Annotated in this window: 11 protein-coding genes; 3 read left to right on the top strand and 8 right to left on the bottom strand. The window is 70.6% G+C overall.

The genetic code is table 11. From position 1 onward, the window contains the following. Window positions 1–48: 48 nt before the first annotated feature. The 4 genes from MOPEL_RS07465 to MOPEL_RS07450 all read right to left on the bottom strand — a co-directional run bounded on the left by MOPEL_RS07465 (window position 49) and on the right by MOPEL_RS07450 (window position 5121). A complete protein-coding gene (locus MOPEL_RS07465) occupies window positions 49–1491 on the bottom strand; it encodes a xylulokinase (protein WP_009482269.1) in 1443 nt (480 codons plus the stop codon). Between the two features lie 55 nt (window positions 1492–1546). Continuing rightward, window positions 1547–1867 (bottom strand): SDR family NAD(P)-dependent oxidoreductase, encoded by a 321-nt coding sequence (locus tag MOPEL_RS07460; RefSeq protein WP_009482268.1) that lies wholly within the window; start codon window positions 1865–1867, stop codon window positions 1547–1549. 101 nt (window positions 1868–1968) lie between these two features. Then, window positions 1969–3243, bottom strand: coding sequence for an aspartate aminotransferase type Ic (locus MOPEL_RS07455; protein WP_009482267.1), 1275 nt, complete (start codon window positions 3241–3243; stop codon window positions 1969–1971). A gap of 120 nt (window positions 3244–3363) precedes the next feature. Continuing rightward, on the bottom strand, window positions 3364–5121 hold the full coding sequence (locus MOPEL_RS07450; RefSeq protein WP_009482266.1) for an oleate hydratase: 1758 nt from the start codon (window positions 5119–5121) through the stop codon (window positions 3364–3366). A 95-nt stretch (window positions 5122–5216) separates the two neighbouring features. On the opposite strand from MOPEL_RS07450, the gene MOPEL_RS07445 reads away from it, so the two are divergent. Further along, window positions 5217–5831, top strand: coding sequence for a TetR/AcrR family transcriptional regulator (locus MOPEL_RS07445; protein ID WP_009482265.1), 615 nt, complete (start codon window positions 5217–5219; stop codon window positions 5829–5831). 124 nt (window positions 5832–5955) lie between these two features. On the opposite strand, the gene MOPEL_RS07440 is transcribed toward MOPEL_RS07445, so the two are convergent. Genes MOPEL_RS07440 through MOPEL_RS07430 form a run of 3 tightly spaced genes read right to left on the bottom strand, consistent with a single transcriptional unit; the run spans window position 5956 to window position 8548 of the window. Beyond that, window positions 5956–6624, bottom strand: a complete 669-nt coding sequence (locus MOPEL_RS07440) for a methionine ABC transporter permease (protein ID WP_009482264.1) — start codon at window positions 6622–6624, stop codon at window positions 5956–5958. Then, complete coding sequence (locus MOPEL_RS07435) at window positions 6621–7601, bottom strand: methionine ABC transporter ATP-binding protein (RefSeq protein ID WP_009482263.1); 981 nt, start codon at window positions 7599–7601, stop codon at window positions 6621–6623. The genes MOPEL_RS07440 and MOPEL_RS07435 overlap by 4 nt, the downstream gene beginning before the upstream one ends. Further along, a complete protein-coding gene (locus tag MOPEL_RS07430; protein ID WP_009482262.1) occupies window positions 7598–8548 on the bottom strand; it encodes a MetQ/NlpA family ABC transporter substrate-binding protein in 951 nt (316 codons plus the stop codon). The genes MOPEL_RS07435 and MOPEL_RS07430 overlap by 4 nt, the downstream gene beginning before the upstream one ends. Window positions 8549–8796: 248 nt before the next feature. Between MOPEL_RS07430 and brnQ the strand changes: the two genes are divergently transcribed. Together brnQ and MOPEL_RS07420 are read left to right on the top strand one after the other, a co-directional pair. Beyond that, the gene (gene brnQ, locus MOPEL_RS07425; protein ID WP_009482261.1) at window positions 8797–10245 is read left to right on the top strand and encodes a branched-chain amino acid transport system II carrier protein; all 1449 of its coding nucleotides are present in this window, start codon (window positions 8797–8799) and stop codon (window positions 10243–10245) included. Continuing rightward, entirely contained in the window at window positions 10242–11201 is a 960-nt protein-coding gene (locus tag MOPEL_RS07420; protein WP_009482260.1) for a Cof-type HAD-IIB family hydrolase, read from the top strand. Before brnQ ends, MOPEL_RS07420 begins: the two co-directional genes overlap by 4 nt. Window positions 11202–11800: 599 nt before the next feature. Here the strand turns inward: MOPEL_RS07420 and MOPEL_RS07415 are convergent. Next, window positions 11801–12856: large ribosomal subunit assembly factor BipA (locus MOPEL_RS07415; protein WP_009482259.1), on the bottom strand; the 1056-nt coding region annotated here is incomplete at its 5' end.

Here is a 12856-nt window from a genome sequence, read left to right as displayed (position 1 = left end):
CGCGCCCCGTCCGCATGAGATGGGACGGACGGGTCCTGCCCGTGCGGGTCAGGAGGGGTCGCGGGCGACGCGGGCGGCGTGGGTCCGGTACCGCTCGCGGACGGCGTCCTGCGGAGGGTCGTCGTGAGGCTCGGGCGCGTCGAGAGGCCAGTCGAGCGGCCGGTCGGCACCGGCGAGTGCCGTCGCGGCCTGGAGGGCGGCGCCGTCGGCGACGTACTCCCCCGGCGTCGGCACGGCGACGGGCACACCGAGGCACCCCGAGGCGAGATCGACGACGGCACGAGACCGCACCGCACCCCCGACGAGCGTCGCCCGTTCGACGGGGAGGCCGAGACCGCGGACCGCGTCGACGCATTCCCCGAGGTGGTAGAGGAGCCCCTCGACGGCGGCGCGGGCGAGGTTCTCCCTGGTCGTCGAGGCGAGGGTCATCCCGAACAGCGATCCGGTCGCGTCGGGGAGGTCGGGGGTGCGTTCGCCCTCGAGGTAGGGGACGTGGACGAGGCCGCCGGCGCCGGGTTCGGCGGCGAGGGCAAGGCGGTCGAACTCGGCGTGGTCGACGCCGAGGAGGCGACGGGCGGCGTCGAGGACCCGGCTCGCGTTGAGCGTGCAGGCGAGCGGGAGGTACCGGCCTGATCCGTCGGCGAATCCCGTGACGGTGCCGGTGACGTCGCCGGCCGGGGCGCAGGTGACGGCGGCGACGACCCCGGAGGTGCCGAGGGAGACCATCGCGTCACCCACCCCGAGGTGGAGCCCGAGCGCGGCGCCGGCGTTGTCGCCGCAACCGGGGCCGAGCGCGATGCCGCCGGGCGTGCGTCCGACGACCTCGAACGGTGCGGCCACCCGAGGAAGCGCGACGTCGTCCGCCGTGACGTCCCGGCGCAGCGCGAGGGAGAGGAGGTCGTACCGGTAGTCCCCGCCGACCGGATCCCAGTAGCCGGTGCCGGAGGCCTCGCTGCGGTCGGTCGTGAGGTCATGCAGGTCGGTCGAGCCCGAGAGCTTCCACGTGAGCCAGTCGTGCGGGAGGACGACCGCGGCGACGCGGGCGGCGGCCTCCGGCTCGTGATCGGCGAGCCACCGGAGCTTGGCGACGGTGAACGCGGCGACGAGCGCGCTGCCGCAGGCGTCGACCCACGCGCGTCGCCCGGCGTCCTCGGAGTCGCCGAGTTCGCGGGTGAGCGCACGGGCGGCCTCGGCGGAGCGGGTGTCGTTCCACAGGAGGGCCGGGCGCACGACCTCGCCCTCGGCGTCGAGGGCGACCATCCCGTGCTGCTGCCCGCCGACGGACAGGGCGGCGACGTCCCCCGCGGAGTCCCACGCGACGTCGGCGTCGGTGAGCGCGGCATGGAGCGCGTCCCACCACGCCTGCGGGTCGACCTCCGTCCCGTCCGGGTGCGGTGCGGTGGCCTGTCGCACGAGGGCACCGGTGTCGGCGTCGCGGACGAGGACCTTGCACGACTGGGTGGAGGAGTCGACTCCGACGACGAGGGTCACCGTCGGGCCGCCCAGGCGCAGGCGGCGCAGGCCGCGTGGGTGGCGTCGACGCAGGTCACCACGGGAGTTCCTCGTAGCCGCCGTCACCCTCGCGGGTCGACCGGCAGCGGTAGAGGGTGCCGGCGGGACCGCCGTCGGGGAGGGTCGCGAGGTGGGCGCTCGGCTCGGCGCCGGCATGGACGGCCCGGATGCCGACCTCGAGCGGCACGGTATGGGCGTCGATCCCCTGCTCGCGCAGGGTGCGTTCCGCCTCGGTGTCCCGGCCGACGTTCCGCGAGCCGAGCAGCACCGTCATCCCCCGCGCTCCGAGCTGTCGGGCCGTCTCGAGACCGATTCCCTTGTAGGCGCCCGTGATGAGAGCGATCCGCGTTGACATGCGGCGCACTCTACGCCCGCCCACCGGTGTCGGGGCCGGACGACGAACGGCGCACCGCCCCGGGTGATCCGGGGGGGTGCGCCGTTCGGGGCGCCGGTGCGTCAGGCGTCGAGGAGCGCCTCGCCCGCGGCGAGGATCACGCAGGTCGTGAGCACCTGGAGGGCCGTGTCGAGCTCCTCGGTGGTGGGGTAGCTCGGCGCGATGCGGATGTTGCGGTCCTCCGGGTCGTCGCCACCGGGGAACGTCGCCCCTGCGGGGGTGAGGGCGACGCCCGCATCCTTGGCGAGCTGGACGATGCGCCTGGCCGTGCCGGGCACGACGTCGAGGCTCACGAAGTACCCGCCGTTGGGGTCGCTCCACGAGGCGATGCCGAGTGGGGTGAGGTCGGCGTCGAGGGCCGTGGCCACGGCGTCGAACTTGGGCTCGAGGATCTCGCGGTGCTTCTCCATGTGCGCCTCGACCCCGGCGGTGTCGCCGAAGAACCGGACGTGGCGGAGCTGGTTGACCTTGTCGGGGCCGATCGAGCGCATCGAGTCGCGGGCGAGGAACCACGCGACGTTCGCCTGGGAGGAGCCGAAGAACGAGACGCCGCCGCCGGCGAAGGTGACCTTGGAGGTCGAGGCGAAGACGAACGCACGGTCCTCGTTGCCGGCCTTCGCGCACGCGTCGAGGATCGAGGCGAGGCGGTCGTGCTGGGCGCGGACGTGGTGGATCGCGTAGGCGTTGTCCCAGTAGATGCGGAAGTCCGGTGCGGCGGTGGGCATCTCTGCGAGGCGGCGGACGACCTCGTCGGAGAACGTGATGCCGGTGGGGTTGCTGTACTTGGGAACGCACCAGATGCCCTTGATGCGGGCGTCCTCGGCGACGAGGCGCTCGACCTCGTCCATGTCGGGACCCTCCGGTGTCATCGCGACGGTGCGGAGCTGCACGCCGAGTTCCTCGCACACGGAGAAGTGACGGTCATACCCGGGGGCGGGGGCGAGGAAGACGACCTCCTCACCGGCCCAGGGCTTTTCGCCACCGGGGAGGGCGCGGAAGAAGCTGCTCGCGACGCAGAAGTGCATGAGCGACAGCGAGGAGTTGTCGCGGGCGACGAGCTGGTCGGCGGGCACATCGACGAGCGGCGAGAACATCTCGCGGAGCGCGAGGACGCCCTTGGCGGCGCCGCCGTAATTGCGGAGGTCCCCCTCGGCCTCGGTGCTGTGGTCACCCGGCTTCAACGCGACGAGCAGGTCCTCGGCGAGGTCGAGCTGCGCCGTGCACGGCTTGCCGCGCGTGATGTCGAGCTTGAGCCCGGAGGAGCTGAACTCCTCGTAACGCGGACGGGCGGACTCGCGTGCGGCGGCGAGGGCCTCGCGGTCGATGCTGTCGGTCATCTGCACTCCTCGGCTCGGGTCTGCGGCAGTGCGAGATTATCCCGCCGATGCACGCGGGCCCCGAGGCTTCCCGCGGTGTGGGCGGGAGACCTCGGGGCCCGGTGTCGTGGGCGGGGCGCCTCAGAGCAGACCGGACTCCGTGACGAGGCGGCCCACCTGGGTGTGGGCGAGCTTGTCGACGACACGCGTGGGCACGAACCGGGTGAGCGGCAGGTGGAGCTTGTCCCCGTCACGCAGCCGGGAGGTGGCGGCGAGGAGGGTGCGCACGTCGTACGTGGAGTTGAACGTCTCGGGCACGCCGCGTTCGACGCCGAGGAGGGTGTAGACCGCCTCCATGCCGGTGCGCACCGAATACTCCGTGGTGAAGATGCAGTCGCGCCCCGTCTCGGCGAACTGGCCGAGGAAGGCGAAGTTCGTCGCACCCGCGGGCACGACCTCGGGACGGTCGCCGGCGTGACGCGGCATGAAGAACGACGTGACGTACGGCATCATCACCGGCACGCACTTGGCGCCGTTCGCGGCGAGCTCCGGGATGTCCTCGACGGGAACACCCATGTGGTACAGCCACTCCGCGGTGATCTCCTCGCCGGTGCACTCCTGCATCGTCTTCTTGACGTAGTCGCCGGGCCGGTCGGCGAAGAGGCCGTAGACCCACACGACGATCTGGTCGGGCTTCTGCGCCTTGAAGTGCGGCTGACGGTTGACCGTCCACGACATGAGCCAGGAGGAGTCCTTGGCGGTGACGATGCCGCCGGTGACGACGCGGCCGCTGAACGGGTCGCGCTTGGCGATCTTGCGGATGTATTCGGGGATGCGCGCGTCGAGGGTGGTGACGGTGGCGGACTCCCACTTGGTCTCGTCGATGTTGCTGCAGAACACCTCGGGGCGGCCGAAGCTCGGGTCCTTGCGGGCGATGCGCTTCCACAGATCCCAGGCGGAGGCGGGGCCGCGGTCGAGTTCGGCCGGCGTGTGCTGGTCGCCCAGGTCGGAGTTGTCGACGAGGGAGCCGATCGTCATGAAGACGTAGTCGTGCTCGCCGAGGTCGACGGTGCGCTTCTCTCCCTCCTGGGTGAAGTGGATGCGGGTCGCGGTCTTGCGCGACCCGGCGAAGGCGAAGTCGACGTCGGTGACGTCGGCGCCGTAGGTGAAGTTGACGCCTTGGTCGATGAGCCAGCTCGTCATGGGGAGCACGAGTGACTCGTACTGGTTGTACTTCGTGAACTTGAGCGCGGAGAAGTCGGGCAGGCCGCCGATGTGGTGGACGAAGCGGTGGAGGTAGAGCTTCATCTCGAGCGCCGAGTGCCACTCCTCGAACGCGAACATCGTGCGCCAGTACATCCAGAAGTTGGAGTCGAGGAACTCGCGGCCGAAGACCTCGTCGATCCGCTTGCCCTCCATCTGCTCGCGGGTCGCCATGAAGACCTTGACGAGTTCCTTCTGCGCCTTGTCGGTCAGGGTGAACATGTTCCGCGTCTGGGCGTCCTGACCGCGGTTGACCGTGGCGCGGCAGAGGCTGTAGTTCGGGTCGTCCTTGTTGAGCCAGTAGAACTCGTCGAGCACCGAGGCGCCCTCGACCTCGAGGGAGGGGATGCTGCGGAAGCAGTCCCACAGGCACTCGAAGTGGTCCTCCATCTCGCGGCCGCCGCGAATGACGAACCCGCGCTCGGGCTCCTCGATGCCGTCGAGGGCACCGCCGGCGAGCTCGCTCTTCTCGAGGATCGTGATGTTGCGGCCGGGCACCCCCGCGTCGCGGATGAGGAACACGGCGCTCGACAGGGACGCGAGTCCGCCACCCACGTACCAGGCGTGGACGTCTTTCGCATCCTTGACGGGGCGGGGTCGGGCGAAGGCCTCGTAGTTTCCGCTGCTGTGGAACATGACTCTCCCTTTCCAGGATGCCGGACGTATCGTCCGGACCTGTGATTGAGCGTACTCACTTTTAAAGTCGAGTCAATATCGTTAGGATGTCGCCTATGACACAGCTGGAGAGACCCGTGAGCAGGCGGGAGAGGAACAAGGCCGAGAAGCGCGCCCGCATCCGGGAGGCCGCCTCCACGCTCTTCGCGGAGCACGGCTACGAGAAGACGACGATGGCCCAGGTCGCACGCGACGCCGACGTCGCGATCGGCACCGTCTTCCAGTACGCCGCGACGAAGCCCGAACTGCTCATGATGGTCGCCGCCGACCGGTGGGGTCAGGTGCTCGACGAGGTCCGCACCCGCCTCGCGGGGTGCGACGACCCGGTCGAGGCGATCGTCACGCTCGTCGACCCGGTCATCGACACCGCGCACGCCGAGCCGGAGCTCTCCATGGCGACGGCGCGGGAACTCCTCTTCGGGGCTGCGGGCCCCCACCGCGACGAGGTCGCGCACATCGTCGGTGAGGTCGAGTCGGCCGTCGCCGACCTCCTCCGTCGCGCCGGGGCGGGCGACCTCGCACCGTCCGCAGCGCGGCTCGTCGTCTCGGGGGCGCTCCTCGAGATCAACCGCACCCGCACGGGCCGCGCCGATCCGGCGTCCGCGCGGGCGCGTCTGCGCAACCTCGTCAAGGTCGCCGTCCGCGGCGCGTGCTCCCCCGCCGGACTCTGAGCGCGCCGACCCCGCGTACGCCGGGCGCGTGTCGCCTCCAGCACACCGCGGCGGCGCCACGACCCGGCGCCCGCAGGGGGCGTGATTCCCCCACTCCACGGCGGACGCCGGTGCTCAGAGCGCGTCAGCGTCGGTGGTTCATCGAACGGACGAGCGCGTCGCCGAGCGTCTGGACGACCTGGACGACGACCACGAGGACGAGCACGGCGCAGAGGAGCACGGGGGTGTTGAAGCGCTGGTAGCCGTAGCGGATGGCGAAATCGCCGACGCCGCCACCGCCGATCGCCCCGGCCATCGTGGAGTAGCCGATGAGCGTCACGAGGGTGAGGGTCGCGCCCGCGATGAGCCCCGGGAGTGCCTCGGGCAGCAGGACCTTGCGGACGATCTGAGCGGTCGTCGACCCCATGGACGACGCGGCCTCGATCTTGCCCGTGGCCACCTCCCGAAGTGCGGATTCGACGACTCGCGCATAGAACGGGATGGCACCGACGGCGAGGGGCACGATCGCCGCGGTCGGGCCGTAGGCAGTGCCGGCGATGAGGCGCGTGGCGGGGATGAGGACGATCATGAGGATGAGGAACGGCAACGATCGGGTGAGGTTGACGAGGCCCCCGAGAACCTGGTGGGTCAGGGTGTGAGGGCGGAGGCCGTCGGGCGCGGAGAGCCGCAGCCACACACCGAGCAGAAGGCCGAACACGAGCGTGACGAGAAAGGCGCCGAGGGTCATCCAGGCGGTCTCACCGAGGGCGGTGAGCAGCTCGGGCAGGGCCTCGATCCACGTGGTCCTGGTCATGCCGCCGTCACCGTCACTCCCGCCGCGCGGAGGTAGTCGACGACATCGTCGTCGGTGACTCCGTCGCGTGAGTCGTGGGCGACCCGGAGGCGGCCGACCTGATGTCCGGCGACCCGTTCGAGGGTCCCCCCGAGGATGGAGATCTCGACGCCGAGGTCGCGGGTCAGGCGCGACAGGATTGGGTCGACGGCCCTTTCGTCGGCGAACGCGAGGGTGAGATGCCGCCCGGGAATCGTCCGGTCGGGGTTACCCGTGGGTAGGAGGATCTCGGCCAGGCGCGACTCGGGGTCGCCGACGAGACGCAGCATCGTGCCGGACTCCACGAACCTGCCCGCCTCCATGAGCGCCGCGGAGTGACAGATGCGCCGCACGACCTCGGCCTCGTGAGTGATGAGGACGACCGTGACGCCGGTGCGGGCATTGATGTCGGCGACGAGGTCGAGGATCTGCTCGGTGGTGGCGGGGTCGAGGGCGCTGGTCGCCTCGTCGCAGAGGAGCACTGCGGGGTCGGTGGCGAGGGCCCTGGCGATGCCGACGCGTTGCTGCTGGCCACCGGAAAGCTGGGAGGGGTGGCTGTCCCCGCGGTCCCCGAGCCCGACGAGGTCGAGCAGCTCGGCGACGCGTTCGGCACGGCGACGCGCGGGGATGCCGGCGATCTCCAGACCGAACGCGATGTTCTCGGCCGCGGTGCGGCTCGACAGGAGGTTTCCGTGCTGGAAGACCGTGCCGATGCGGCGCCGGGCCGCCCGCAGGTCGGCCTCGCCGAGGGAGAGCAGGTCGACACCGTCCACGGTGATCGTGCCCGACGTGGGGCGTTCGAGGAGGTTGAGGCAGCGCAACAGGGTCGATTTCCCGGCTCCGCTCCGACCGAGGATGCCGAAGATCTCGCCGTCCTCCAACGCGAACGACACGTCGTCCACGGCGACGATCTCACGCGGCGTGCGATACACCTTGCGTAGCGAGTCGACGGCGATCACGACCGCGCCGTCCCCGTGGCGGGGGTGGGCGTCGCCGAACCCGCGGCGGAATCCGTGGCGCTCGTGGGGGATGCCGGGGTCGCGGCGGTGCCGGGCTGCGTCGCCGGCAGCACCGAGCCCTTGAAGGTGGTGGTGATGAATCGGGCGATCTGGGGGTCTGCGAGCGCCTGCGCGACCTTGCGGACGCGGGGGTCGTTCACGAGTTCGGGGCGGGTGACGAGGCCGTTGGCGTAGGGGTTGTTCTCCACCTCGTCGAGGACGAGGGCGTCCTCGGAGGGCACGAGTCCGCCTTCGAGCGCGTAGTTGCCGTTGACGATCGAGAGGGTGACCTTCGGGTCGTCGAGAGTGGCGGCGAGCTGGGGCCGGTCGACGGTGGTGAAGATGAGCTTCTTGGGATTCTCGACGATGTTCTTCTGCGTCACCTGGGCGTAGTCGAGTGCGGGGTCGTCGGCCTTGACGTTCAAGGTGAGCAGGCCGGCCTGCTGAAGCAGGAACAGGGCTCGCGCCTGATTCACCGCATCGGCGGGAATGGCGATGTTCGCGCCGTTCGGGGTGGCGGCGACGCTGTGGACCTTGCGGCTGTAGAGCCCCAGGGGTTCGACGTGGACGAGTCCGACGAGCTGCAGGTTTCCCGAGTGCTCTGCATTCCAGTTCTTGAGGTACGGCGCGTGCTGGAAGTAGTTCGCGTCGACGTCGCCGGAGGCCACGAGCTGGTTGGCGTCGACGTCACCCGCGATCTCCTTGACCTCGATGGTGACGTCGCCGAGCAGGCCGAGCTTCTCGGCCTGCTTGAGCAGAGTCGAATGAGGTTCGGAATCCGCCATGATCGTGAGCGGCGCCTTGGGGTCGGCGTCGGCACCTCCCCCGCCGTTCGCGAGGCCGCACGCAGAAAGCGTCAGGGGCAGGATCGACGCGAGCGCGAGCACGGAAAGGGCAGGGCGGGGCATGGCGAATTCCTTCATGGTGGGATGGGGGCACCGTCGTCGATGTCGGTGACGTGGGGCGCGGGAGGTCACGCGCACCCCGGATTACTATCACAAAATGAGCGCCGACGTAAAAGTCGGCGTTATGGATCGGTCGACATTGCCGGATCCCCCACCGTGCCATCCGACCGAAAGTTCTATGATCTCTCGACGATGCGGCGACCGAACCGTCGTTCCTGCCCCTTTTCCCTCACCTCACAAAAGGATCTTCGGTGAAGCAGCGCCTGCACCCCTCCCGCACCCTTCTGCTCGGCTCGCTCGTGTTCGGGTTGTTCTTCGGGGCGGGGAACCTCATCTTCCCGGTGCAGCTCGGCCGGGAGGCCGGTCAGGCGGTGCTGCCCGCGACGCTCGGGTTTCTCCTCACCGCGGTGGGTCTCCCCGTCCTCGGCGTCATGGCCTCGGCCCGCGCGGGTGCGAGCAGCCTGTTCACGATGACGCGGCCGCTGTCGCGGCGGTTCGCCCTGGTGTTCACGTGCGCCCTCTATCTCACGATCGGCCCGCTCTTCGCGATCCCGCGGACGGCGACGGTGTCGTTCGAGATCGGCGTCCGCCCGCTCGTCGGCGACCGCCCGGCATGGCTCGTCGCGTTCGCGGCCGTGTTCTTCGTCGTCACGGCGCTCGTCGCGCTGCGCCCGGGCCGGCTCATGGACATGATCGGCCGGTACCTCACGCCGGTGTTCCTCCTCCTGCTCTCCCTCCTCGTCGGGGCCGCGTTCCTCGTGCCGATGAGTGCGACGACGGCGCCTCCCGTCGCGCCGTACGACGGCCACGCCCTCACGGCAGGTCTCCTCGACGGGTACAACACGATGGACGCCCTCGCGGCCCTCGCGTTCGCGATCGTCCTCGTGGACGCGACCCGGCGCCTCGGCGTCACCTCGCCGCGACGGACGGCGGCCGAGCTCGGCAAGGCCGGTCTCGTCGGCGGTGCCGCGATGGCGATCGTCTACAGCTCGCTCGCCTACCTCGGCGCGACGAGCGCCGGCGCGGTGGCCGACGCCGACAACGGCGGCGTCGTACTCGCCGGCGCGGCACACCACTACTTCGGTGCGGCCGGGCAGTACCTCATCGCCGCGATCGTCCTCGTCGCCTGCCTCAAGACGGCGATCGGACTCACCGCCGCGTGCGCGGAGATGTTCGACGGTCTCTTCGGGGCCCGCACCGCCACGGTGGCCGAGGTCGGCGAGGTCGGCGCCGGGGATGCGACCCAGGCGCACGGGGGCGGCCGTTACCGCTGGTGGCTGCTCCTGTTCGTCGTCGTGTCGTTCGCGATCGCCACCCTGGGCCTGGAGACGATCATCGGGATCTCGCTGCCGGTGCTCATGTTCCTCTACCCGCTCGCGATCGTCGTCGTCCTCACGGGGCTCGCCTGGGAGCACGTCGCGCACCGGCTCGCGGTCCCCCGAGCCGTCGTCGCGTTCACCGCCGCCGCGGCGTTCTTCGACCTTCTCGCCGCGCTGCCCGAGGGCGCCGCCGCCCACCCGACGGTGCAGGCGCTCACCGGGTTCGCCGAGCGCCTGCTGCCGGGATACGCGATCGGGTTCGGCTGGGTACTGCCCGCCCTCGTCGGTCTCATCGTCGGCATCGCGATCCACGTCCTCCTGCGCCGCCGGGACGGCGTCGCGCCTGCCACGACCCGTTCCGAAGGAGCTGCGCGCCCATGACCACCCCTCCCGCGATCGTCGCCGTCGACATCGACGGCACCCTCCTCTCCCGCAGCGGCGAGGTGCTCCCCGGCACGCGTGCCGAGTTCGCGCGGGCCCGCGCCGCCGGGGCGAGCGTCGTCCTCGCCTCGGGGCGCCCTGTCGCGGGGCTGCGTCGCCTCGTGCGGCGGGTGCAGCTCGACCCGAGCGGGCTCGTCTACGCCGGATCGAACGGGTCGGTCGTCGTCGACGCCGACACGGGCGAGACCCTCGCCCGGCACAGCGTCGAGGAGGACCTCGTCCGCGAGATCGTCTCCCTCACCGGCGAGCACGGCGTGCTCACGCTCCTGTGCGACGCCGACGATCTCGTCACCGACGTGCCCGACGACCCGCAGGTGGCGATCGAGGCCCGCGGCAACGACCTCACGGTGCGGCCCGTCGCCGATCTCACCGCGCTCGCGCCGGGGGAGGTCCACGTCGACAAGATCCTCATGTACGGCCCGCCCGCGCAGCTGCGGCCGTTCTCCGAGGTGTTCGTCGCCCGCTTCGGCGACCGCGTCGAGCACGCCTTCTCGGCCCCGTTCTACTTCGAGGCCACCGCGCGTGGCGTCGACAAGGGCTCTGCCCTGCGCGACGTCGCGGCCGCGCGTGGGGTGGACGTCGGCGACTCGGTGGCGTTCGGCGACAACGGCAACGACGTCCCGATGATCCGCGCGGCGGGCGTCGGCGTCGCGATGGGCAACGCGATCGAAGCGGTCATGCGCGTCGCCGACCGCGTCACCGCGAGCAACGACGACGAGGGCATCGCCGCCGTCCTCGCCGACCTCTACGGCGACGGTGAACCCGCCCCTGCCGTGGAGATCCCCGACGTCGCCCCCATGTACCACCGCCCCGTCGACCTCACCGACGACACCGCGACATTCGGCGGCGAGGACCACGAGAGCGGCGGGGACACGACCCGCGGCACGTCCCTCTGACCCCGTCTGACCCCGTCGGGGTGATCTGCCGTTCCGAGCTCCGCACGGCGATGACCTGCGCCAAGCACCGATCGGCCACCCCGACGCCGTGAGCTGCGGATCCCCCCTGCCCCCGTCACCTTCTTCGCGCCCCGATGACGAGGGGTGCTGGTCACCAGGCCCGGCATGACTGATCGCCCTGTCGCATGGATGATCCGGGGGGTGTTGTCACCGGGCCTGGTGGCGTCGGCGTGACCGCTGATGGGGACGGGGCCCGCATCTGTGAGGTCTCTTCGAAGGCGTGGCAGCCGGCTGCTGACTCCGTATCGGAGGTTCATCATCGGATCCTGAGGCAAGAAACACGACTCCGCCCTCATCTGCCTGGCCCGCCGCCGCTGCGACGTCCTCTACGCCATGCTCCGCGACGGCACCCTCTACCATCCACCGACACCAGTTGCGGCTTGACGAAGACCATAGGCCCCCGACCCGGGCACTCGCCATGGTCGCATCGGTATGCGGAGTTCAAAACCGCCGAGACGAACGACGCCCCCCGGGGCCGAAGACGCATCGAGACCGCACCCCGGGAGGGCACGGTCTCGACGTCGTGGGTGAGGAGGGCGTCAGCCCTTCTTCGCGTCGCTGCGGGCGCGGGCCGCGGTGCGGGCGCGGGTGGTCTGGTCGAGGTCGACCTTGCGGATGCGCACGGCCTCCGGCGTCACCTCGACGCACTCGTCCTCGCGGCAGAACTCGAGGCTCTGCTCGAGGGAGAGCTTCTTCGGCGGGATGACCTTCTCGAAGTTGTCCGCGGAGGAGGCGCGCACGTTGGTGAGCTTCTTCTCCTTGGTGATGTTGACGTCCATGTCGTCGGCGCGGGAGTTCTCGCCGACGATCATGCCCTCGTACACCTCGGTGCCCGGGTCGACGAAGAGGACGCCGCGCTCCTGGAGGTTGACCATCGCGTACGCGGTGACCGGGCCCTGACGGTCGGCGACGAGCGAGCCCGACTGACGGGTCGAGATCGGGCCGAACCACGGCTCGTACCCGTCGAACACGTGGTGGGCGATGCCCGCGCCGCGGGTCTCGGTGAGGAACTCGGTGCGGAACCCGATGAGGCCGCGGCTCGGCACCTTGAACTCCATGCGGACCCAGCCGGTGCCGTGGTTCGTCATCTGCTCCATGCGGCCCTTGCGGGCGGCCATGATCTGCGTGACCGCGCCGAGGTGCTCCTCCGGCGTGTCGATCGTGAGGCGCTCGACCGGCTCGTGGATCTTGCCGTCGACCTCACGGGTGACGACCTGCGGCTTGCCGACGGTGAGCTCGAAGCCCTCCCGACGCATCTGCTCGACGAGGATCGCGAGCGCGAGTTCGCCACGGCCCTGGACCTCCCAGGCGTCGGGACGCTCGGTGGGGAGCACCTTGAGCGAGACGTTGCCGACGAGCTCACGCTCGAGGCGGTCCTTGACGAGACGCGCCGTCACCTTGGAGCCGCGGACCTTGCCGGCCATCGGGGACGTGTTCGTACCGATCGTCATGGAGATCGCCGGTTGGTCGACCTTGATGACGGGCAGCGGGACGGGCTTCTCGGCGTCGGCGATCGTGTCGCCGATCATGATCTCGGGGATGCCCGCGATCGCGATGATGTCGCCGGGGCCCGCCGCGCCCTCCTCGAGCGGCTT

This window comes from Mobilicoccus pelagius NBRC 104925, from assembly GCF_000247995.1.
Classification (GTDB): Bacteria; Actinomycetota; Actinomycetes; order Actinomycetales; family Dermatophilaceae; genus Mobilicoccus; species Mobilicoccus pelagius.
The sequence above is the reverse complement of the archived record's forward strand: the minus strand, read 5'-3'. Positions and strand labels throughout refer to the sequence as shown.

Coding starts and splice junctions, on each gene's coding strand:
- MOPEL_RS07455 (WP_009482267.1), bottom strand. CDS start 3,243: ATGACCGACAGCATCGACCGCGAGGCCCTCGCCGCCGCACGCGAGTCC.
- MOPEL_RS07445 (WP_009482265.1), top strand. CDS start 5,217: ATGACACAGCTGGAGAGACCCGTGAGCAGGCGGGAGAGGAACAAGGCC.
- MOPEL_RS07450 (WP_009482266.1), bottom strand. CDS start 5,121: ATGTTCCACAGCAGCGGAAACTACGAGGCCTTCGCCCGACCCCGCCCC.
- MOPEL_RS07440 (WP_009482264.1), bottom strand. CDS start 6,624: ATGACCAGGACCACGTGGATCGAGGCCCTGCCCGAGCTGCTCACCGCC.
- MOPEL_RS07430 (WP_009482262.1), bottom strand. CDS start 8,548: ATGCCCCGCCCTGCCCTTTCCGTGCTCGCGCTCGCGTCGATCCTGCCC.
- MOPEL_RS07420 (WP_009482260.1), top strand. CDS start 10,242: ATGACCACCCCTCCCGCGATCGTCGCCGTCGACATCGACGGCACCCTC.
- MOPEL_RS07460 (WP_009482268.1), bottom strand. CDS start 1,867: ATGTCAACGCGGATCGCTCTCATCACGGGCGCCTACAAGGGAATCGGT.